The organism is Desulfosporosinus sp. OT (assembly GCF_000224515.1).
GTDB lineage: Bacteria > Bacillota > Desulfitobacteriia > Desulfitobacteriales > Desulfitobacteriaceae > Desulfosporosinus.
Genome location: NZ_AGAF01000027.1, coordinates 19,615 through 39,024 on the forward strand (window position 1 = coordinate 19,615; position 19,410 = coordinate 39,024).

A 19,410-nucleotide genomic window follows, 5' to 3' on the forward strand; every position below is an offset into this window, starting at 1 on the left:
AAGGAAAGGAGCGTGTCCTATGGCGAAAGCCAGCAAACAACAGGACGAAAAAATCACTACGTCCATTTATCTTACAAAACAGATGTGCGGCGAAATTGATAAGAAGGCGGACAGAGAGCATATTTCCCGCAACGAGCAAATCCGCAAGTATATAGAAAAGGGCCTGGCGATTGAAAGCTACGAGGAAAACATCGACCTCATCACCGCCATTATCCACCAGGAAATCGACGTGTCTATCAAGGCGCTGGGCAACCGCCTGGCCGGAATGATCAACCGCATGACCATCATCTCGGCGGCGGGCTACTATGCCAATATTGCTCTAATTGCCGACCTCATCGACACCGACCGCTATTCTTCCTTTGAAAAAATCGAACGCCTGGCCCGGAAACGCGCCCTGGCCTATGCCAACCTGAAAAGCGGCGACGCGCTTAAAGCCTTTCTGGATGACGAGGAAATGAAAAAGGCGGTCAGCGAGCTCAAGGGAGGAACCCCGGCCTATGTCGATTTTGATGTATAAGCAGCGGTTTAGAAATCCCAATTACCGAAAAACCCCTAAATGCAACTATGCCCATATCGGTTATATCGCCACCCGCCCCGGCGCCTCCAAAAACGAGGGAATGCGGCATGGATTGTTCGGCAAGCTTTCTCCCGGCAAGCTTGAGGAGTTTGAAACCTGGCAGGAAGTCGCCAGAGAGGTCCGGGAGCTGTCATATAAAAAAGTCAACATCTTCCGCAGCATCATTTCTTTTGCCCCTGAGACCGCTGCGGAATTGGGGTTGAACGACCACAAGGCATGGGAGCAGTACATCGAGCGGCATATCCAAACCCTAGCGCAGAAAAACGGCATCAGCGTAAAAAACCTGTCCTGGGTATGCGCTCACCACAACGAGCGCAGCCATCCCCATAGCCACATTGCCTTTTGGGACAAAAACCAAAGGCTGATGAAAAACTACGTTCACCCCAAAATTCCCGACAGTATCCGCATCCAGCTGATCAAGGAAACCTTTGCGGACAAGATCGAGCAGTATTGCAGGGTGAAGGACAAAGCCAAAGGCGACATCAAGGCCGTCACCGATGAATTGGTATCCGAATTTGATGAGTACGTCAGGGTGGCTCATCCGAAGGAATACAAACGGTTAAAGGAGCTGGTGGGACGGATTGACGCGGACGAATTGGGTGCGGCTCCCATGGACGGCATCCTAGGAGACGCCGATTTATCTCCGCTGATTGTCAAACTGTTCGACCTGAAAGATAAAATGCCGAAGAAAGGCCGCCTATATTACAAGCTGCTGCCCGAAGAAGTCAAAGCCGAGGTTGACGCCTTTATTGACCAACTGAAAAACGGCAACGAGTATATCCGCAGCCTGATCGACGATTACGCGGACAGCAGGTGCGCCCTGGCAATGCTCTACGACACCGACCCTGAGAATACGGAAAAGTACCGGCAAAAGGCGGTCAAGGAAGCGGAAAAGCTGATTGCCAACAAACTGCTGGGCGTGCTAAAATCCATGCTGAACAAGGAACGGGAATTGTCCCATATGGAGTACACCGAGGCTAGGAAGCATTACTATACCGAGCAGATGATCTGTGAAATCCTGATGATGCTGGAACAGAACATCGTAAGCCTTGATACGGAATATGACGACAAGCAGAAAACTATGAGCACCGAGCTATCAAAGGCGGCAAAAAAGGAATGGTACTTGCGGCATAAAGACAGGGGCATGGAACGGTAATGAAGCTTTAATGAATCAGGATAAAATCTAAAGAAGAACCGGAGCTCTAAACCCGGACAAAGAACCACTTTTTTTTGATTATTTTATTATGGGAGATGAGGACATGGATAGGGAACTTCAAGCAATATTAAAGCCCTATGACAAATGGGATAATGACGTAGATGAAGAAACGAATCTGCGGGCAAAGGAAGCATTACATGGTTTTTACAAAACTTTATTGAACCGAACACCGGCAACAAACTATGAAAAAGATAATATAGCGCATTTTCGATATCTGCATTTTTTTGTAGAAGTCAAAAAAGCATTTGAGGAAGAAAAGTATTTGAGAGTATGTAATGAATTGCTTTCCCTCATGCATTATGTACCTTTTTTCCAGAAAAGAGTTTATAATAATACCGTGAAAATTCTGGAAACCTTTTTACAGATTGAGGAGAACGATAGATGTTAAGAAACTTTTGGGGAAAGATTCTGGGTAAAGAAGATGTGCAGAAACCGGAACAATCTGGCTGGGAATTCAATTATGCCATGGACTTTGTACGGCAAACCCTACAATATGAGCAGAGCAAACAGGATCAGATTGTCATCTTGGAATATATGTTGGGAATCATTAAGGAAGACTTGAAAAATGATTTACTGACGACAATTCTCTATAACAAAGAGAACTTCGATAAGAAAATCAGTCATCCATTTCCCATATATTATGAAGATGAAGCAGGAAACAAAATCTGGGCTAAACCAGATGAAGAGAAAATGAAAAAGGTTGATTTAGCGAATGACTGCGTTTTGGTTTTAGCCTGGCATAGGGATAGAATGAGAAATATCATAAAAATTATAGCTAAGAACTCATTTGAATATATTAAAGGAAACCATTTAGCGTATTATTATACGGGTGCAGATCTATGCTTTGCATACAATGGCACTCACTCTATATCAGCAGGCATTGGGCATAAAAAAGGATTTATTGAAGCAAAAACAATTGATATAATTCCAATGTTTGACCATGTTTACACGGATGGGGACTGCTGGTACAACCAGCACAACGGGAATAAGCTCAGAGAATTATATGACTTTCGGGTGGGGGTTATTTATGAGATTTCCAAGATTAAATACAGGCTTGAAAATGAAGAAGATACTGCCGAGCTGGGATGAAGGCCAATCCGCCAAACAGACAGAACAAAAAAGGAGATGATTTCAAGACAGATCGCAGGAATAACTATCACGAGTATCTGAATATGATCTTTACTGTAAAAACATGGCAATGTATAATAACTGTAAGAATATCTTCTACTTGTGGCGACAAGACTATCTCATCCAGAGAGGTCCATGTTGATCTGCTGACAACCGATGCTTTGAGTGAAAGCTTCTTAAAAAAATTCACGGTGAAGAAGTGCTGTTCTATGCTGAAGAAGATAGCATTGCCGTGAGTAATTTCCGGAATTGATTGTGGATTTTGAAACAGGCTTTGGAAAGTAGCTGATTTGATAGAAATGGGGGGGGCTCAAAAATGCACACGCCAACAACTATCAATAAAATAGTTGCCCTATTGGCAAATAAAGCGAAAGAAATTGCCAGTGATAAACTTGTTAAAGTTATACTATACGGTTCCTATGCGCGTGGCGATTATGAAGAATGGTCGGACATTGATGTCATGGTCCTTGTCAATGGCGATGATCATACAACTAAACTTTTTGAACAGGAGCTGTGGAAATACTGTAATGATTTAGAACTAAACTATGATGTTGTCCTATCCGTCATAGTAAAGGACTATAATCATTTCCAAAACTGGAAAAATGTATTGCCTTTCTATGCAAACGTGCAAAACGAGGGAGTTGTAGTTAATGCCTGATTATAGTAAAGAAGAATTATCACGGTATAGGCTGCAAAAGGCTAAAGAGGATTTAGAAACAGCAAAACATGATTTTAGTGCCGGTCATTTTTTAGCCTGTATAAACAGGGCTTATTACTCCATGTTCCACACCATTCGCGCCTTATTGATTCTCGACGGTATGGATTTTAAGAAACACTCTGCAGTTATTGCAAATTTTCGAAAGAACTATATTAAAACCGGTGTTTTTGACTCCACCTACTCCAGCATGATTGGGGATGCCAGCAGGCTCAGAGAGAAAAGCGACTATGATGATTTTATACAAATCAGCCAGGAAGAAGCAAAAAGCCAGATTGATAACGCGGTAGCTTTTTACAATACCATGCAACCTTTCATCATGCAGAAAACAGAGCAAAGAGAGCTAACGGCTGATCAGACAAATGAAGAAGAACTGGAACGATAAATTTTTATACAAAATATGCCCTGGCGCAAAAGCCGGGGTATTTTTATTTTTTAAAACGTGAAAAAATGCGAGAGCAATTGCGAAGGGAGTGATACTTGCCATGAAAGAACTGAGCGAACCGCTTTTTAGAGCGTTTGTCAGGAGGGTGCAGAAGCTGGGTTATACGGACTTGAAAAATATGACCCAAAGGCTTGAAAAGCTTGTTGTTGACATGCAGCTCAAGAATCGGAGCTTGAACAGGAATCCGAAAACGAATTGGAGGTGTGACCATGCGCAGCAAGATTGATTTTTACAAGCAGTTTTTTGAGCAGCTTTCCAGGCGGGGCTTTGAGGTGAAGCGTTCCGATTCCTCCGACTACCTTGCCGACATCTACTATAAAAAGCAGCTTATTGCCTTTTACACTAAAGCCGACACCATTGAGAAAAATCCCTTTGTAGCGGTCAAGGACAAGGTTTTGAATCTCATCAACGATACTGCGAGGACCACGGCGGTCAGAGCTGGTATTTGCTCCGAGCGCCCCTTCACCGACGCCAATGAAAAACTCCCCAACGGCTCCTACAAGCTGGCCGAGTACAACGGCGTGGTGCTGTCCTGCAAATTCCACCATCTGTTTGACTATGTGTTTTCCACCTACCGCCTAGGCCCCGAAAACGACCAGGCGGTGCAGCGGCAGTTTTTCTACAACAAGGAGGCCGCCACACAGAATTTTGCCATCCGAAGCGGCTTGGTGGACGAAAAGGCTCTGTTTTCCGAAACCGAACTGATGGTGCTTCACTCTAACCTGGTAAAGCTGACGCTGCTGGACAACAATCTTGCCAATGACGACATGATTTCCGTCGGGCAGATGATTGACAAAATCGAGGACATTGTGCCCGAACTCAAAGGCCGGGACTATGACTTCGACTTTGAGGGCGAATTCCGGCAGGACATGGATGCGGAGATTGGAGGGTGACGCATGGGCAGCAAAAGAAACCAGGCCATTGCCATAGCGCGGTTTTTGGCCTATAAGAACGATTTGAACAAGCGGCTGGAGGCCATGACAGACGAGCAGTATTTGAAAAAGCCCATTGGTCTTGAGGTGGGGCAGTATGTGGAGGATCTGTTGAAATACTGCACCGAAAGTACGGTGGATACGGTGTTAAAGCATCAGGACGATTTGATTTTGCGGCTGGGCGAGGACTATCTGAGCATTGTCGCCTTTATGCCGTATGCGGAGGGAGGCGGAATCCATGCCGGACAGCAGGCCCAACGCTAACCTATGGGGCAATATCATCTCCTGTGGCGAAATCGCCTTCGGCATCTATGAGATTGTGGGCGACAAAAACAAGGGCATTATGATCTCAAAGGCGGACGCCAAAAAAATACTGCCCGAAGCGGTTGCCGCCAGGGGTGAACCGGAGGGTGAAAACCTGTGCTTTACCGATGAGCTTTCCACTTCCCTGGTGGGAGACGAGCTGGTCCGGCAGGGACTGGTCACCGACCCGGAGTTTATTGCAAGGCAGGAAGCCCTGAAGCAGCTTGATGACGCGGAATACGATACGGGTTTTGAAACCTTCAACGAGATCGAATTTGAACTGGAACTGTGAGGTGAGGATAACATTCCCGAACAGCGGGATAAGGGCTTAATAATGGGACTTGCGCTTTTAAGGCGGTGCGATGAAGTGTGGTGCTGCGGGGACGAAATTACGCAAGGTATGCAGGGTGAGATAGATCTGGCGACAAAACTGAATATTCCCATCGTTTATGTCCTGGATCATCACAGGGAGGAGGGGTTGAAGATAAGACAGGAAAACAAGGCTCTCGATACAGAGGATTGCATTCCCAGGAGCAATGAAATGGATTACGAGGACAAAATTTTGGTACTGAATCCCGAAGTCTTGATTAAGAGCCGCCGCACGGCTGAAAACAGCTTATGGATCGCCTATAACGGTTTTGGCTGCACCTACGGGGCAAGAGGCCAGGCGGTTTATGCCAAAAGCCTGTTTTCAGGACAGGAATGCCGCTGGGAACGCGCGGATTTTCTTGGCATCGTCAGGCCGGAAAGCTTAAAGCAGTGGCTTGAAAACACGCCTGTAAAAAATGAAATCGCTGAAACGCTGATAAACGAACAGGAGCAGAACCTGGAGATGATGCTATGAAAACAAGAGCCAAACTGATGATCTGCTCCCTGATATTTTTGACTGGCGGTTTTGTCAATCTCTTTTTCTCAACCGCCCTTCATGGGCTGCTGTCAAGGCAGATGACGGTATTGAAGCTGCTGCCCATCGGTGAATGCCTTGCCAGCCTTTTTTCAAGCAAACAGCATTTTCTTCTTTATCTTTGCTTGCAGGGCTTCATACTGATTCTGGCGGTGATGTACTTTCTCACTAACCTGCGGCCCTATCAGTCGGATTTGACGGAAATTACCCCGGATATCAAAACACCCGTTGCGGTGGGGCAGTACCAGCACGGCTCGGCGCGATGGCTCAAAGACGGGGAAAAGGACAAAGCCTTTGCAAGCTTTGCCTTAAATCCCCACAACAAGGTTATCAAGGCGCTTATCAAAGGCGGCTATGATAATATAGACTTCCTAAAAAACAAGAAGGAGAAGGAAAAGGAGGTTGAGGACGATATTTCATCCTAAGACAATCCCTAAACCAAAACCGGAACCCGATAAAGACGCCGCCTTTGCTTTACGCGAGGGCGGCGTTGTGATTGGCATGAAAAAGGAGGGCGATAACGAGCACATCTATTATGTGGGCGAGGACAGCCATCTGCTGTGTATCGGCGCTACCCGGAGCGGCAAAACCCGCAACCTAGTGGTGCAGTCCATCTGCACCCTGGGATTGGCCGGAGAATCCATCGTGGTCAGTGACCCGAAAGCGGAGTTGTACGACTACACCGCGGAATTTCTCGAAAAACTCGGCTACCGGGTGTTGGTGCTGGATTTCAAAACCCCGTCCAAAAGTATGCGCTATAACCTGTTGCAGCCTATTATCAATGCGGTCAACCATGACGACACCGACAGGGCGGAAATTCTGGCCTGGGATCTGACCAACAACTTTGTCGGTAAGCCGGAAGGCGAAAAAATCTGGACAAACGGCGAATGCTCCATCATCGCCGCTGCCATCCTCTGCGTGGTGTGCGACAACAGGCGCCGGCCCGATTACCAGAACCTCACCAATGTCTACTGGTTTATCGCCGAAATGGTGAAGATGATCGGGAACAAAATGCCCCTCTTAGAGTACGTCAAAAAACTTCCACCCTCACATCCCGCCAAGGCGCTGCTTTCCATTTCCGATGTGGCGCCGTCAAGGACAAGGGGCAGCTTCTACACCTCCGCATTGACAACCCTCAGATTGTTCACTTCAAGATCCATCTATTCCATCACCCATACCAGCGACTTTGAATTGCAGGACATCGGGCAGGAAAAGCAGGCATTGTTCATCATATTGCCGGACGAAAAGACCACTTTTTATCCTGTAGCCTCTCTCATCGTGTCGCAGCAGTATGAGCTTTTGGCAAATCTGGCAGATACAAGAGGTGGACGGCTCAAGCAGCGGGTCAACTTCATGCTGGACGAATTCGGAAATTTCACCACCATAAGTGATTTTACGAACAAACTCACAGTCGGCGGCGGGCGCGGGATGCGGTTCAACCTGTTTATTCAGTCCTTCTCCCAACTGAAAGAAAAGTACGATGTGAACATCTCGGATACCATCAAGGCCAACTGCCAGACCTGGGTTTATCTACAGGCTGATGACCTGGACACCCTGCGAGAGATCAGCGAAAAGCTGGGGACCTACACCGTTTCCAGCTATCAGCTATCGGCCAATCACGCGAAGTACACCACCCCGTCAAGCTCCCACAGCATAAGCCTGATTGAGCGCAAGCTTTTGAATGTGGACGAAGTGCGGCGGGTTACCCGTCCCTACCAGATCGTCACGTCCCGGACCCATCCCGCTATCATGTATTCCCCCGACCTGTCGGAGTGGTATTTCAACAAAATGCTGGGCCTGGGGGATAAGGAGCATAACCGGAAGCTGCGGGAGGAACGGGAGCAGAAACGCCCGGTCGTCACCGACGTGGGCAAGGAAATCGCCCTGTGGAATATCTGGGTCTACTATCAAAAGGACATCATGCGCAAGCTCCAGCAAAAGGCCGCGGAGGGTAAAGGCCAATCAGTGGTCAGTGAAGCGGATATGGATTAAGGAAGGAGGATTTTATGAAACCGAAAAAAGCAACAAAAAAGGCCGCAAGGCTTTTAAGGAAAGTCTGGGTCTCCGCTGCCGTCTTAGTAACAACGTCAATGATGGCGGTTCCGGCTTACGCCGCTGACGGCGTTCAAGGCAGCAAGATTGTCACGGGGACGGAAAAGCTGATCGGCGATGTCACCACATGGCTGATGGTGCTGGCTCCAGTGGTGGCGGGCCTGCTAATCATCTATTTCTTCATCCGCCGCAGTGCCGCCGACGAGATGGACACGAAAAAGTGGAACAACCGTATTGTGGTTGCCATTGTGTCCTGTATCGGTGCCGTACTCGGTTCGGCAACTTTGAATCTGATTATCGGTTACTACAAGTAGCCCAGGCGGAAATCTGAAAAAGCAGTGTTTTGTACACTGCTTTTATCAAACATATTGAAGGAGGATTTTTCTATGCAAAACCTTATTAATAAGGTACAGGTAAAAACGGCGGTGGCTATTGTCAGGGCGAAGGCCGCCCTTTCCAACCGGAGCGGCCAGGGAGCCCTTGACACGGCTATTCAAGTACTAATTTCGATTGTATTGGGAGCCCTTATCCTTGGCGGCCTGTATCTTATATTAAATGCTACAGTGCTCCCCACCATCACGGACCGCATCAAGGATATGTTTAACTATCATGGATGATTGCCAGCAGTAGAATTATTGTATCTGATCGCAGGGGCACGTTGCTCCTGCCTATTTTATTTTACGGAGGATTTTGAAAATGAAGATTAAAGCTGAAATCAGGAGCATTTTTCAGGACAGCGGCAAGTTGAAAGCCGTATCCAACCTTGTGATCGAGGACTGCTTCGTCGTGAAAAACGTGCGGGTGATCGACGGCAAAAACGGCCTGTTTGTGTCCATGCCGAGCCGTCAAAACGCTGACGGCAAATATTCCGACATCTGCTTCCCCATCCGATCCGAGGTCCGGGAGCAAATCGAAAAAGAGGTACTGGACGCTTACCATGAGGCGCTTGCAAAGGGCAAACAGGCCGGTGACGGAACGGACAGCGACGCTTCGTAAAGCAAAATCCTAGAGGGAGTGCTGCGCTGTGCGGTACTCCCCCGAAAGGGAGGGGAAACCAATTTGGAAGTGCTCCTGGTATTGCTTATCGTCGCGCTGTTAAACGGAGCCATAGCCTATATCAACGACCTTTTGACAGGGATTGTGCCCATGACCCTGTATGCGGAGCAGTACATGACCACCGTGTCCGGCTCCAATATCGCGGATACGCTTTTTAATATCCTGTTCGGCTTCGGCGTGTCTCTCATCGTATTGAAGTTTCTTAAAAAAGGCTTTGAAACCTATATACTTTGGAGCGACGGCGATGCGGACGAAGAACCCCTTTCCCTGCTGACCAACTTTTTTAAGGCGCTGGCGGTGGCCGTCTGCTTTCCCACCCTGTATCAGTGGATGGCAGACATTATAGAGGATATGACCAACCAACTGCTGACAGCCATCGGTGTAACAACGAATTACGGTTGGCAGGCATGGGTGAATGGTATTTCCTCCATGGGCCTTGTGACAGCTATCTTCGGGCTGATTTTTATCATCTGCTATTTCATGCTGTACTTCCAGTTTCTCATGCGGGGCCTTGAAATCTTTATCCTGCGGGTGGGGGTTCCCCTTGCCTGCGTGGGACTCCTGGACAACGACAAAGGCGTTTTCAAGGCGTATCTCAACAAGTTTTTCCAGTCCATGCTGGCCGTGGTGGTGCAGATTGTCCTCTCCAAGCTCGGCGTGGGGCTAATGCTCAACATGCACGTCTTTTGGGGCCTGGCCTGCATGATGCTTGCCATCCGGACGCCGCGCTTCTTGCAGGACTTCCTCATCACGACGGGCGGCGGTGGTGGCGGGGTTATCAACAATGTGTACCATTCCGTAAGGCTGATCGGCATGGCGCAAAAATTAGCGAAGTAAAGGCGGTGGATGGATATTGGTTACGATGGACGACATTTCCAAGGCGATTATCATCCTTGTCCGCCTGGGCGCCGTCGCAAGGTTTATTTACTGCATGATCAGGCTCTCCGGTGCAGAGGAAGAACAGACGCAGTATAAGAAGCGGGCGAAAAACACCGTCATTTTCTATGTGCTGGCAGAGTGTATCTGGCAGATTAAGGACCTGGTGCTGTATTACTATACCCCATGACGCATTATGCAACGTAACGGCATAATGATGATTATTGGAAAAGGAGGTTTTTATGGAGGATGAAAAACTGTATATCCCCATGGGGGTAAAGGCTGAAACCGAGCTTTTCCCCGGCTTCGGCAAAAAGCAGCTCCTGCAAGCGGTGATTGGTTCGCTGGGCGTGGGAGTTGTTTCCGCTTTTGTATGGTTGCTCTCGCAAAGCGTCACTTTCACCGTCATCGGCGTGCTGTCCGGAATTGTCGGCTCGGTGATGATGACCACCAAGGACCAGACCAATCTATCGGTGGTGGATCAGGTGCAGAATATGACGCGGTTTGCGAAAAGCCAGAAAATTTATCCGTACCGGTACGGCGATGAATGGAGGTTGGGCTGATGTACGCAATGATACCCGTATATTACCCGTCCGTCGAGGTAAACCCCCGTATTGTCAACGATATTTTCAAAGAGCTGATGAAAATAGAAAAGCAAAAAAATATTGAGGAAGAAAATGAGCTGAATATGGAGCTTAATGAGGGTATCGGACAGGAAATGTGAGGCCGCCGATGCAGACGACCTTCATAGACTATTTCTCAGGTATCGGGGGCTTTCGCGCGGGACTTGAAGCCTGCGGCATGAAATGCATCGGACATTGTGAAATCAACAAATATGCGGATAAAAGCTATCGGGCTATATTTGATGTAAAGGAGGATGAATGGTTTGCAAGCGACATCACCGAAATCCAACCGGGAGATGTGCCCTTCGTCCATCTCTGGACTGCCGGCTTCCCCTGCCAGGATATCAGCATCGCTGGCAGCCAGCGGGGGCTTGCCGGAGAACGAAGCGGACTCTTTTTTGAGATTGTTAGGCTCATCGAAGGCAAAGCTGCCGAAGATCGACCCCAATGGGTTATCCTTGAAAATGTTAAAAACCTGTTTTCCGTTCATGGCGGATGGGACTTTGCGACCGTTCTCTTTGAAATGGCCTCACTCGGCTATGATTTGCAGTACGGACTTGTTAATTCACGGGATTTCGGAGTCCCCCAAAACAGAGAACGGGTCTACATTGTCGCTCATCGACATACTGGAGACGGATGTACCAGAAGGATATTTCCTCTCCCAAGCGGCAATGGAAAAGCTCTTATCCAAATCATAGGCGGGATGCAGGGACGGAGGGTTTACTGCCCCGAAGGCATCAGCGCCACCCTCACCGCACAGGGCGGCGGTGGTGCCAAAACGGGCCTTTACTGCATGTGTGTGGGAGTAAACCGCATTGACGGCTTCAAAGAAAGGTTGGAGCTTGCCCATACCATCACTGCCGGAGACTACCGGGAACTGGACCGGAACCAGACGCAAAACGCAGTGCTGGAGGGCTGTGAAGTCTGCATGCAGCCGGAGGATAAAAACGGCTGCCCCATCTCTTTTATCGACCTGAATAAAACCCCGAAGCTGACCAACATTGCACGGTGCATCAGGGCCCATTATAACACCGGAGTTACCAACAGAGGCGCGGATAAATCCGGCGTTCTGCATTTGTACGCAAGGGCGGTTTTAACACCCGACCGTGTGGAAAAACTGCAGAACGGTCCCCACAACAAGGCGTGCGGTCAGCCGAGCTTTACCCTTACGGCACAGGACAGGCACGGAGTTTTGCTCATGCACTGCAAGGCGGCCGACTGCTGCCCAAAATTAAAAATACGGGAGGACCAAACAGAGGGCTACGGCGACAGTATCAGCCTTGCCTTCCCCGGCAGCGAAACACGGCGCGGACGGGTCGGCAAAGGATTGGCGCAAACCCTGGATACAAGCTGCAATCAGGGGATTTTCCTGGTTTGCGGGCGGATACGACGCCTGACGCCAAGGGAGTGCTGGCGCTTGCAGGGCTTTTCGGACGGGATGTTTGACAGGGCCAAGGCGGTCAATTCAGACAGCCAGCTTTATAAGCAGGCTGGAAACTCCGTCACCGTAACGGTGGTATACACCATCGGCATGAGGATTTTGGAAGTGCAAAAAAGGAGGATAGAAAAATAGTTCAGACGGCTAAATACATGCTGTGCGGCAGGCTTTCTATGATGAGCACGGCAAAGCTCCTTTACTGTTATCGTACGGATACCGTAGGCCGAAAACGGGAGATTGCAGGTCATCTGAAAAAATCGAGGTCGCCGTCGGGGTTTCAAGAACCGCTTTCAGCCGCAATATGCACCTTCTGCGGCAAAACGGGCTGATTGACCCGATTTACCGATGACGGCGGCAGGCTTGCAAACAAGTATATTTTATAGTGACAGGAGGTGTATATACGGAGCCATGATGGACGGACCAATATGGAAAGGCGCGCTGTTTTCGGCTTTGCTCCTTACAGCGGCGGTTTGGGATATCCGCAGGCGTGAGATCCCCGATTGGATACCGCTGCTCATCTTTCTAACAGGTATTCCACAAATGAATCCGCTGGACGCTTTTTCCGGGCTTGTAGCAACAGGGCTGCCGTATCTGCTTGCGGCAGTTCTTTCCTATAAAGGAGAAGACTTTTCCATAGGCGGCGGCGACATCAAGCTGATGGCCGCGTGCGGCTTTGTTTTGGGTGTTTGGGGTGGTATCCTTCAAAGTATTGCCGCCCTGACCCTTTCCCTTGCCGTCGGTATCGGTATCTGCGTTTACCGGGGAACGAAAAAGCTGAATACCGTCACCCTGCCCCTTGCACCGTTTTTCTGTGCAGGGGGAATTTTATCTTACTGTGCGCTTCTCATTAGCGCCGCAATCTAAAAAAAAACAGGAGGACTAGCGATTATGAAATTAAACATTTTCAAAAACAGGACCGTAATCGGCCTGGGCTGCATCATCCTTTCCCTGATCATTTGTTTTGGTCTGACACCGCTTTGGGGCAGCGCAGTACGCGCCCAAACGGAAATCGTGCGGATTGCGGATACTGTCAAAAAGGGCGAGGTGATCACCGCCAACAAGCTGGAAACGGTACAGGTTGGCGCATACAACCTGCCGAGCAACCTGGTGAAAAACAAAAATGAGACCATCGGCAAATACGCCGCCACCGACTTGCAAAAGGGGGATTACATCCTTTCCACCAAATTATCCGAGACGCCACTTGCCGAATTTGAATACCTGACCGGGCTTGACGGTACAAAACAGGCCATGTCCATCACCATCAAATCCTTTGCGGCGGGACTGTCGGGCAAGCTGGAACCGGGCGACATCATATCCCTGATTTCCGCGAGTTCCGGCAATACGGGGATTATCGTGATGCCACCGGAGCTAAAATATGTCGAGGTGCTAGCGGTCACGTTGGGCACGGGGGTGGACAGGGAATACAAGGCGGTTGAGGAAAAGAGCGGCGACGAGGAAAAGAAACTCCCCGCCACCCTGACCCTGCTGGTAAATTCCGCCCAGGCGAAGGTGCTGGCCGGACTTGAGCAAAACGGCAACCTTCATGTAACCCTTGTCTATCGCGGGGCAAAGGCCAATGCGGATAAATTTTTAACGGCGCAGGACCGGTACTTTAAAACGGGTGAAATCGTAGTTGCCGGCCCTATCGAAAGCAGCCCGCAGCCGGAAAAAGCAGAAAATGCAGCCCAGGAGGATAGCAACAATGCCGAATAAGGGAAAGCAGATTCTGGCGGTCTGGGGCAGCCCGTCCAGCGGCAAAACCGTAACGGCTGTGAAAATCGCAAGGGAGCTGTCCCTGAACAGGAAAAATGTGGCGGTGGTTTTCTGTGACGGGGTGTGCCCCGCCCTGCCCACGGTGCTGAAAACCAAAAAGCCGGTGGAGGGCTCCCTCGGCGAAGTGCTGTCCGCACCCAGCGTAACGCAGGAGCTTATCTTGAAAAACTGTGTATGCCCCGCCAAAAATCCGTATATCAGCTTTCTCGGCTACAAGGCGGGAGAAAATGTCTTTACCTACGCGGACTATGCGAAGGAACGTGCGGTGGACCTGCTGGTGCTGCTGCGCCATGTTGCCGACTGTGTGGTGGTAGACTGCGCAAGCAGCCTCACCGACAGCATCCTGTCCACGGCAGCCCTGGAGGTGGCCGACGCGGTACTGCGGTTGGGAAGCTGTGATTTAAAAGGCGTGTCTTACTTCATGTCCAGCCTGCCCCTCATTGCCGACCGCCGGTTCAAACCGGAGAAGCACATCAAGGTGCTGTCCAATGTAAAGTCCCGGCAGGATTCGGGCGGGTACGAAAACGCCTACGGTGGCGTTTCCTACAAACTGCCCCATGTGGATGACATCGAGGAACAGTTTTATTCTCTTTCCCTGCTGGACGGTCTTCCCGGCAAAGAGGCAAAAGAGTATGAGTTCGTTATCCGGGAAATTGCAGAGGGGGTGTTTGGAAATGGCTAAGAACATCGGTCTTTTCTTCAACACGGCTAAGCACCAAAAGCCGTTTTCAGAGGTGCTGCAGGAGGTGCAGGAATACATCTCCAGCAAGTATGCCACCGTGATTGCGGGTAATCCGGCGGAGCAAAAACAGCAGATCACCGCCTACATCTCCAAGTACCTGACCGATTACAGCCTGGGTGTGGAGGGCTTGACGCCGGATGAGCTTGTAGAAAGGCTCTACAGTGAAATGGCAGAGTTTTCGTTTTTGACCCCCTACCTTTTTGCCACCCATATTGAGGAAATTAACATCAATTCCTGGAAGGATGTAAAAATCACCTATGCCGACGGTAGGGTGGTTCCCTCCGAGGAAAAATTCAACAGCCCCGAGCATGCCGTTGATGTGGTGCGGCGCCTGCTGCATAAATCCGGTATGATTCTGGACCATTCGCAGCCTGCCGTCGTGGGGCATTTGAGCAACAAAATCCGCATCACCGTCCTGGGTAACCCGCTGACCGACCAGGGCAAGGGGGTTGCGGCTTCCATCCGGATTGTCAACCCGCAGAAACTGGCGCGGGAGGACTTTATCCGCAATGGGACCTCGACCGCCGAAATGCTGGACTTTTTAAGCGTCTGCCTGCGGTACGGCCTTTCCATGTGCGTCACTGGCTCCACGGGCAGCGGAAAAACCACGCTGATGAGCTGGCTTTTGTCCACCATTCCCAATGATAAGCGTGTGTTTACGATTGAAAACGGCTGCCGTGAATTCGACCTTGTTAAAGAGGACGAAAACGGCCATGTGGTCAATAACGTGGTGCATACCGTCACCCGCTATTCCGAGGACAAAAGGCAGAATATCGACCAGGAAAAGCTGCTGGAGTACGCCCTGACCTGCAATCCCGATGTGGTGTGCGTGGGCGAAATGAAATCAGCCGAAGCGTTTGCGGCACAGGAGGCGGCCCGGACCGGTCACGCCGTCATTACCACTACCCACGCCAATAGCTGCAATGCCACCTACTACCGCATGGTGACGCTCTGCACGCAAAAATACGACCTGGGCGACCGGACGCTGTATAACCTTGTCACCGAGGCGTTCCCCATTGTCCTGTTTGTAAAAAAGCTGGAGGACAGCTCAAGGAAGTGCATGGAAATAACTGAATGTGAGATATTGCCGGACGGAGAAAGAAAGATTCATACGCTTTTCCGCTATCACGTTTCGGAAAATGCGGTGGTGGACGGCAAGGTAAGCGTCCGGGGGGAATTCCAGAGAGTGAACACCCTGTCCGAGAGCTTGCAGAAAAGGCTGCTGGAAAACGGTATGCCGGTGAGTCTTCTGAACAAAATCACGAAAGGAGAAGATGCTGCATGACCTTTCTCATTATGCTGGCGTTCATCGGCCTGATCGCCGGTAGTTTCCTGCTTCTAAGGCTTTCCCCCTTTGAGTTTGCCGAAAGCATCATCAGGCCACTGCAAAGCCGGAAGAAATCCATCGGAAAGCAGATTGAGGAAGCAAGATTCCCCAGGCAGGCACGGGGCATTCGTAAGACCATCCAGGAAACCAAAGAAGTGCTGGCGCTCACAGGCAAAAGCACAAAGTTTGGAGCGTTGTGCGTCCTTTCCTTTTTCCTGCTTGTGGTTGGCGTACTAGTTTCCTTGCTGATGGAAAATTTCTTTATGGTGCCTGTAGCGGCGGCGGGGATGGCGCTGCTGCCTTTCTGGTACATCCTGTTCACGTCTCACTCCTATAAAAAGCAGATGAACGCCGAGCTGGAAACGGCGCTGTCGATTATTACGACTTCCTATATCCGAAATGAGAGCGTCATCACGGCGGTGGAGGAAAACCTCAGCTATTTGAACCCGCCTGTCGCGGATGTTTTTCAGGGCTTTCTTGCCGACACCAAATTGATCAGCGTCAATGTGAAGCAGGCCCTTCAAGCCATGAAGCCCCGGCTGAACAACGATGTCTTCCATGAGTGGCTGGACGCCATGACCGCCTGCCAGGAGGATAAAACCCTGAAAACCACCCTGACCCCTATAATTTCAAAGCTGTCGGACGTGCGGGTGGTATCGGCGGAGCTGGATTATCTGATGTATGAGCCCTTAAAGGAGTTTATCACGATGGCGCTGCTGCTGGTCGGCAACATACCGTTAATCTATTTCTTGAACAAGGACTGGTATTCCGTGCTGGTGGACACGTCCTTCGGCAAGGCGATACTGGCGGTCTGCGGTTCAGTGATCTTCGTGTCCCTGGCCGCGGTGATCAGGCTGACAAAGCCGGTTGAATATAAGCGATAATAAAATTCTGAAATGAGGTGAAACCCTTGTATGCCATTCTATTTTTCTTCGTCCTGTTCTTCGCGGCAGGGGCGTATCTTGTCCTTGCCGACGTATTGAAGCTGCCGACCCTTGCCACTACAAAGGCGGTCTTGACAGTGGCAAGGCAGGATAAAAAGCAGACCATGAACCTTGAAACAGTTGTCTTTGAGCTTTCATCCAGGCTTTCCGGGCTTATCAGACTGGATGGCTACAAGCGCCGCAAGCTGGAGGCCGCTTTGAAATCCGCGGGGATGAAGCTGACTCCCGAAACCTATATCGCCAGGGCCTGGGTAAAGGCGGGGCTGATAGCGCTTTTGATTTTCCCGTTGCTGCCCATCTTCCCGATTTTATGCCCTGTCGTTCTGTTTCTGGCGGTGGCGGTCTTTTTCAGGGAGCAGCGGGTGGCCGACGAAATTGTGAGACAGAAACGTGAAAGGATTGAATATGAGCTGCCGAGGTTCGTTTCTACCGTTTCCCAGGAGCTAAAGGTTTCCCGCGATGTGCTGTCCATTTTGAATTCCTATCAAAAGAATGCGGGGGAGAGCTTTCGTCAGGAGCTTGAAATCACCATCGCCGACATGAAATCAGGCAATGAGGAAACGGCGCTGACAAGGTTGGAGGCAAGAATCGGGAGCACCATGCTGTCCGATGTGGTTCGGGGGCTTATTTCCGTCAAGCGCGGCGACAACGGCGCAGTCTACTTTGAAATGTTGAGCCACGATTTTAAGCTGCTGGTATTGCAGCGGCTGAAGCTCATCGCCATGAAGCAGCCGGGCAAGGTGCGGAAGTATTCCTTCTTTTTGCTAGGCTGCTTTCTCCTGATGTATCTCGGCGTACTGGGCTATGAGATTATGAATGCTTTTGGAAAGCTGTTCTAGGAGGTGGAAACCATGATAAAAGTGCTGAAATCCAAAAGCGGAAAAGGATATATTGATGCGGTCGTGGTGGTCCTTGCGGTGATGATGGTGCTTGCCCTGGTGGTCAGGGTTGCGCCGGTGTTTGTTGCTAAACAGCAGCTTGACACCTTTGCGGCGGAGCTTTGCCGCACGGCTGAAATCGCCGGGCGCGTGGGGAGCGAAACCACGGCAAGAGCCAACCGGCTGAAAGATGAGACCGGCTTGGACCCGGCCATCAGTTGGTCGAAAACCGGCGACATCCAGCTCAATGAAGAATTTACCGTAACCCTTTCCACCACGGTCAATATCGGCCTGTTCGGTGATTTTTCTTCCTTCCCCATTATCCTAACCGCGAAGGCGACAGGCGTATCGGAGGTGTATCATAAATAATGGTAAGAATAAAGAAAATTCTACGGCACACCTCCGGCAATTCTGCCCCTTTGACACTGGCGATTGTCCTTGCCGTGATTATCCTGTCCTGCACGGTCTTTGAATATATGCGGCTGATGGTCATAGCAAGCGGTGTGCAGGACGCGGTTCAGGCCGCGATGATCGACGTTGCCACCGAGAATTGGGACGACGCCTACAACGGGCTGCGCGAGGGCTACAGCGGAGGCTATACGTTAAGCGGGACGGATTGGGTGGTCAAGCTGGACACCGGGGATGTGTATTCCCGCCTGGAAAGCACCTTGGGCGTAAAAAAGGAAAACTCAAAATATGTAAAATACTCAGGCCCCGATGTGGAATACACCTTGTCCGACCTTTCTGTCAGTATGCAGAACGCGCCTCTTGCCCCGGCCAGCATCGGTGGCATCTCCCAGCTATCGGCGACGGGGACGGTGGATGTGGAAGTGCCCCTATCCTTTGGGTGGGGACATCTTCCACCCTTAAAAATTACCATGAAGCTGAAAGGAGGATTTACACCAAAATTCTAAAAACACTGTGCTTTTTAACCTGTAGGGATAAAAAAATTATAGGACTAATGGCCGCTGGACGCGGTCCAAATTGTAATGGTATAATATGTATGAAAATATACTTCGTTTTTATAGATAAACCCTATAAAGGAGGTTGATCGTATGAGCAAATTAAGTGCCAAAACCCAAAAGAGGCTGCTGGTTTCAGGACTTGCCGCCATATGTGTCGTTCTGGCCGTTGCCGTTTTCTCCCTTGTCGGAGGTAGCGGTGAAAAGGATAAATCAAATATCGCAAATAACATAGGCAATAACGTAACAGTGGATGATATAAAAACCGACGACAAGGCCGGGGTATCCGTCTCCAATATTACGGCCCCCACCAACGGGACGGAAAGCCAGACATCAAGCAATGTAGTCCTTGATATAAGCAAGCAGCAGGATATTGAAGTACCGATTGCCGAAACCCCACAAAAATCGGCTGAACCGGAAAAACCTGTGGTCAAGGATGCAGGTGCCCTGAAAAATCCCGATACGCCGCCTGTATATGATAAAGAGCAGACCACTGTGGAGAAAAAAAGCAGTGAACCC

At 49.9% G+C, this 19,410-nt stretch carries 31 protein-coding genes; all 31 read left to right on the forward strand.

Going from position 1 to position 19,410, the window contains the following annotated elements; all coding sequences use genetic code 11:
* Positions 1-19 precede the first annotated feature (19 nt).
* Positions 20-517: a ribbon-helix-helix protein, CopG family gene (locus DOT_RS02465; RefSeq protein ID WP_009613732.1), complete on the forward strand. Its 498-nt coding sequence runs from the start codon at positions 20-22 to the stop codon at positions 515-517.
* The gene (gene mobP3 / locus DOT_RS02470) at positions 498-1,733 is read left to right on the forward strand and encodes a MobP3 family relaxase (RefSeq protein WP_009613734.1); all 1,236 of its coding nucleotides are present in this window, start codon (positions 498-500) and stop codon (positions 1,731-1,733) included. Before DOT_RS02465 ends, mobP3 begins: the two co-directional genes overlap by 20 nt.
* A 103-nt stretch (positions 1,734-1,836) precedes the next feature.
* Entirely contained in the window at positions 1,837-2,181 is a 345-nt protein-coding gene (locus DOT_RS02475; RefSeq protein WP_009613736.1) for a hypothetical protein, read from the forward strand.
* On the forward strand, positions 2,175-2,882 hold the full coding sequence (locus DOT_RS02480) for a DUF6710 family protein (RefSeq protein WP_009613738.1): 708 nt from the start codon (positions 2,175-2,177) through the stop codon (positions 2,880-2,882). The genes DOT_RS02475 and DOT_RS02480 overlap by 7 nt, the downstream gene beginning before the upstream one ends.
* The gene (locus tag DOT_RS30150) at positions 2,879-3,157 is read left to right on the forward strand and encodes a hypothetical protein (RefSeq protein ID WP_009613740.1); all 279 of its coding nucleotides are present in this window, start codon (positions 2,879-2,881) and stop codon (positions 3,155-3,157) included. The genes DOT_RS02480 and DOT_RS30150 overlap by 4 nt, the downstream gene beginning before the upstream one ends.
* An 80-nt stretch (positions 3,158-3,237) precedes the next feature.
* Positions 3,238-3,579 (forward strand): nucleotidyltransferase domain-containing protein, encoded by a 342-nt coding sequence (locus DOT_RS02490; RefSeq protein WP_009613742.1) that lies wholly within the window; start codon positions 3,238-3,240, stop codon positions 3,577-3,579.
* The gene (locus tag DOT_RS02495; protein ID WP_009613744.1) at positions 3,572-4,021 is read left to right on the forward strand and encodes a HEPN domain-containing protein; all 450 of its coding nucleotides are present in this window, start codon (positions 3,572-3,574) and stop codon (positions 4,019-4,021) included. The genes DOT_RS02490 and DOT_RS02495 overlap by 8 nt, the downstream gene beginning before the upstream one ends.
* A 100-nt stretch (positions 4,022-4,121) precedes the next feature.
* Positions 4,122-4,307 (forward strand): hypothetical protein, encoded by a 186-nt coding sequence (locus DOT_RS02500; RefSeq protein ID WP_009613747.1) that lies wholly within the window; start codon positions 4,122-4,124, stop codon positions 4,305-4,307.
* Positions 4,291-4,974, forward strand: a complete 684-nt coding sequence (locus DOT_RS02505; RefSeq protein ID WP_009613749.1) for a hypothetical protein — start codon at positions 4,291-4,293, stop codon at positions 4,972-4,974. The genes DOT_RS02500 and DOT_RS02505 overlap by 17 nt, the downstream gene beginning before the upstream one ends.
* A 3-nt stretch (positions 4,975-4,977) precedes the next feature.
* Entirely contained in the window at positions 4,978-5,277 is a 300-nt protein-coding gene (locus DOT_RS02510; RefSeq protein ID WP_009613754.1) for a hypothetical protein, read from the forward strand.
* Positions 5,252-5,608: a hypothetical protein gene (locus DOT_RS02515; protein ID WP_009613756.1), complete on the forward strand. Its 357-nt coding sequence runs from the start codon at positions 5,252-5,254 to the stop codon at positions 5,606-5,608. Before DOT_RS02510 ends, DOT_RS02515 begins: the two co-directional genes overlap by 26 nt.
* Before the next feature lie 42 nt (positions 5,609-5,650).
* Positions 5,651-6,160: a hypothetical protein gene (locus DOT_RS27645; protein ID WP_050809809.1), complete on the forward strand. Its 510-nt coding sequence runs from the start codon at positions 5,651-5,653 to the stop codon at positions 6,158-6,160.
* Positions 6,157-6,645, forward strand: a complete 489-nt coding sequence (locus DOT_RS27650; RefSeq protein WP_050809810.1) for a hypothetical protein — start codon at positions 6,157-6,159, stop codon at positions 6,643-6,645. Before DOT_RS27645 ends, DOT_RS27650 begins: the two co-directional genes overlap by 4 nt.
* Positions 6,646-6,721: 76 nt before the next feature.
* Complete coding sequence (locus DOT_RS02525; protein WP_009613760.1) at positions 6,722-8,212, forward strand: VirD4-like conjugal transfer protein, CD1115 family; 1,491 nt, start codon at positions 6,722-6,724, stop codon at positions 8,210-8,212.
* A 14-nt stretch (positions 8,213-8,226) separates the two neighbouring features.
* Positions 8,227-8,586, forward strand: a complete 360-nt coding sequence (locus DOT_RS02530; protein ID WP_009613761.1) for an Mbov_0395 family pilin-like conjugal transfer protein — start codon at positions 8,227-8,229, stop codon at positions 8,584-8,586.
* 72 nt (positions 8,587-8,658) lie between these two features.
* A complete protein-coding gene (locus DOT_RS02535; protein WP_009613762.1) occupies positions 8,659-8,889 on the forward strand; it encodes a DUF6133 family protein in 231 nt (76 codons plus the stop codon).
* A 79-nt stretch (positions 8,890-8,968) separates the two neighbouring features.
* The gene (locus DOT_RS02540) at positions 8,969-9,268 is read left to right on the forward strand and encodes a SpoVG family protein (protein ID WP_040411036.1); all 300 of its coding nucleotides are present in this window, start codon (positions 8,969-8,971) and stop codon (positions 9,266-9,268) included.
* Positions 9,269-9,331: 63 nt separating this feature from the next.
* Positions 9,332-10,165, forward strand: a complete 834-nt coding sequence (locus tag DOT_RS02545) for a conjugal transfer protein TrbL family protein (RefSeq protein ID WP_009613765.1) — start codon at positions 9,332-9,334, stop codon at positions 10,163-10,165.
* Between the two features lie 16 nt (positions 10,166-10,181).
* On the forward strand, positions 10,182-10,394 hold the full coding sequence (locus DOT_RS02550; RefSeq protein ID WP_009613767.1) for a hypothetical protein: 213 nt from the start codon (positions 10,182-10,184) through the stop codon (positions 10,392-10,394).
* Between the two features lie 52 nt (positions 10,395-10,446).
* Entirely contained in the window at positions 10,447-10,767 is a 321-nt protein-coding gene (locus DOT_RS02555) for a hypothetical protein (protein WP_009613769.1), read from the forward strand.
* The gene (locus DOT_RS30155) at positions 10,767-10,928 is read left to right on the forward strand and encodes a hypothetical protein (RefSeq protein WP_157998392.1); all 162 of its coding nucleotides are present in this window, start codon (positions 10,767-10,769) and stop codon (positions 10,926-10,928) included. Before DOT_RS02555 ends, DOT_RS30155 begins: the two co-directional genes overlap by 1 nt.
* A gap of 8 nt (positions 10,929-10,936) precedes the next feature.
* The gene (gene dcm / locus DOT_RS02560; RefSeq protein WP_009613771.1) at positions 10,937-12,400 is read left to right on the forward strand and encodes a DNA (cytosine-5-)-methyltransferase; all 1,464 of its coding nucleotides are present in this window, start codon (positions 10,937-10,939) and stop codon (positions 12,398-12,400) included.
* Positions 12,401-12,673: 273 nt separating this feature from the next.
* Complete coding sequence (locus tag DOT_RS02570) at positions 12,674-13,129, forward strand: A24 family peptidase (protein ID WP_009613772.1); 456 nt, start codon at positions 12,674-12,676, stop codon at positions 13,127-13,129.
* A gap of 24 nt (positions 13,130-13,153) precedes the next feature.
* Entirely contained in the window at positions 13,154-13,978 is an 825-nt protein-coding gene (locus DOT_RS02575; protein WP_009613773.1) for a Flp pilus assembly protein CpaB, read from the forward strand.
* Positions 13,968-14,720, forward strand: a complete 753-nt coding sequence (locus DOT_RS02580) for a ParA family protein (protein WP_009613774.1) — start codon at positions 13,968-13,970, stop codon at positions 14,718-14,720. Before DOT_RS02575 ends, DOT_RS02580 begins: the two co-directional genes overlap by 11 nt.
* Complete coding sequence (locus DOT_RS02585; protein WP_009613775.1) at positions 14,713-16,065, forward strand: ATPase, T2SS/T4P/T4SS family; 1,353 nt, start codon at positions 14,713-14,715, stop codon at positions 16,063-16,065. The genes DOT_RS02580 and DOT_RS02585 overlap by 8 nt, the downstream gene beginning before the upstream one ends.
* Positions 16,062-16,991 carry a membrane protein gene (locus tag DOT_RS02590; RefSeq protein ID WP_009613776.1) on the forward strand — a complete coding sequence of 310 codons (930 nt, stop codon included), beginning with the start codon at positions 16,062-16,064 and terminating at the stop codon, positions 16,989-16,991. Before DOT_RS02585 ends, DOT_RS02590 begins: the two co-directional genes overlap by 4 nt.
* A 26-nt stretch (positions 16,992-17,017) precedes the next feature.
* Positions 17,018-17,890, forward strand: coding sequence for a hypothetical protein (locus DOT_RS02595; RefSeq protein ID WP_009613777.1), 873 nt, complete (start codon positions 17,018-17,020; stop codon positions 17,888-17,890).
* Positions 17,891-17,902: 12 nt separating this feature from the next.
* A complete protein-coding gene (locus DOT_RS02600; protein WP_009613778.1) occupies positions 17,903-18,298 on the forward strand; it encodes a DUF4320 family protein in 396 nt (131 codons plus the stop codon).
* 50 nt (positions 18,299-18,348) lie between these two features.
* Positions 18,349-18,843 carry a hypothetical protein gene (locus DOT_RS02605; RefSeq protein ID WP_242833749.1) on the forward strand — a complete coding sequence of 165 codons (495 nt, stop codon included), beginning with the start codon at positions 18,349-18,351 and terminating at the stop codon, positions 18,841-18,843.
* A 141-nt stretch (positions 18,844-18,984) separates the two neighbouring features.
* Positions 18,985-19,410, forward strand: a 426-nt coding sequence (locus DOT_RS02610) for a DUF6550 family protein (RefSeq protein WP_009613780.1), incomplete at its 3' end; no start/stop codon positions are given.

Coding starts and splice junctions, on each gene's coding strand:
- DOT_RS02590 (WP_009613776.1), top strand. CDS start 16,062: ATGACCTTTCTCATTATGCTGGCGTTCATCGGCCTGATCGCCGGTAGT.
- DOT_RS02570 (WP_009613772.1), top strand. CDS start 12,674: ATGATGGACGGACCAATATGGAAAGGCGCGCTGTTTTCGGCTTTGCTC.
- DOT_RS02515 (WP_009613756.1), top strand. CDS start 5,252: ATGCCGGACAGCAGGCCCAACGCTAACCTATGGGGCAATATCATCTCC.
- DOT_RS02465 (WP_009613732.1), top strand. CDS start 20: ATGGCGAAAGCCAGCAAACAACAGGACGAAAAAATCACTACGTCCATT.
- DOT_RS02580 (WP_009613774.1), top strand. CDS start 13,968: ATGCCGAATAAGGGAAAGCAGATTCTGGCGGTCTGGGGCAGCCCGTCC.
- DOT_RS30155 (WP_157998392.1), top strand. CDS start 10,767: ATGTACGCAATGATACCCGTATATTACCCGTCCGTCGAGGTAAACCCC.
- DOT_RS02575 (WP_009613773.1), top strand. CDS start 13,154: ATGAAATTAAACATTTTCAAAAACAGGACCGTAATCGGCCTGGGCTGC.
- DOT_RS27650 (WP_050809810.1), top strand. CDS start 6,157: ATGAAAACAAGAGCCAAACTGATGATCTGCTCCCTGATATTTTTGACT.
- DOT_RS02540 (WP_040411036.1), top strand. CDS start 8,969: ATGAAGATTAAAGCTGAAATCAGGAGCATTTTTCAGGACAGCGGCAAG.
- DOT_RS02585 (WP_009613775.1), top strand. CDS start 14,713: ATGGCTAAGAACATCGGTCTTTTCTTCAACACGGCTAAGCACCAAAAG.
- DOT_RS02495 (WP_009613744.1), top strand. CDS start 3,572: ATGCCTGATTATAGTAAAGAAGAATTATCACGGTATAGGCTGCAAAAG.
- DOT_RS02530 (WP_009613761.1), top strand. CDS start 8,227: ATGAAACCGAAAAAAGCAACAAAAAAGGCCGCAAGGCTTTTAAGGAAA.
- DOT_RS02555 (WP_009613769.1), top strand. CDS start 10,447: ATGGAGGATGAAAAACTGTATATCCCCATGGGGGTAAAGGCTGAAACC.
- DOT_RS02475 (WP_009613736.1), top strand. CDS start 1,837: ATGGATAGGGAACTTCAAGCAATATTAAAGCCCTATGACAAATGGGAT.
- DOT_RS02500 (WP_009613747.1), top strand. CDS start 4,122: ATGAAAGAACTGAGCGAACCGCTTTTTAGAGCGTTTGTCAGGAGGGTG.
- DOT_RS02480 (WP_009613738.1), top strand. CDS start 2,175: ATGTTAAGAAACTTTTGGGGAAAGATTCTGGGTAAAGAAGATGTGCAG.
- DOT_RS02600 (WP_009613778.1), top strand. CDS start 17,903: ATGATAAAAGTGCTGAAATCCAAAAGCGGAAAAGGATATATTGATGCG.
- DOT_RS02525 (WP_009613760.1), top strand. CDS start 6,722: ATGAAAAAGGAGGGCGATAACGAGCACATCTATTATGTGGGCGAGGAC.
- DOT_RS02510 (WP_009613754.1), top strand. CDS start 4,978: ATGGGCAGCAAAAGAAACCAGGCCATTGCCATAGCGCGGTTTTTGGCC.
- DOT_RS30150 (WP_009613740.1), top strand. CDS start 2,879: ATGAAGGCCAATCCGCCAAACAGACAGAACAAAAAAGGAGATGATTTC.
- DOT_RS02490 (WP_009613742.1), top strand. CDS start 3,238: ATGCACACGCCAACAACTATCAATAAAATAGTTGCCCTATTGGCAAAT.
- DOT_RS02505 (WP_009613749.1), top strand. CDS start 4,291: ATGCGCAGCAAGATTGATTTTTACAAGCAGTTTTTTGAGCAGCTTTCC.
- dcm (WP_009613771.1), top strand. CDS start 10,937: ATGCAGACGACCTTCATAGACTATTTCTCAGGTATCGGGGGCTTTCGC.
- DOT_RS27645 (WP_050809809.1), top strand. CDS start 5,651: ATGGGACTTGCGCTTTTAAGGCGGTGCGATGAAGTGTGGTGCTGCGGG.
- mobP3 (WP_009613734.1), top strand. CDS start 498: ATGTCGATTTTGATGTATAAGCAGCGGTTTAGAAATCCCAATTACCGA.
- DOT_RS02535 (WP_009613762.1), top strand. CDS start 8,659: ATGCAAAACCTTATTAATAAGGTACAGGTAAAAACGGCGGTGGCTATT.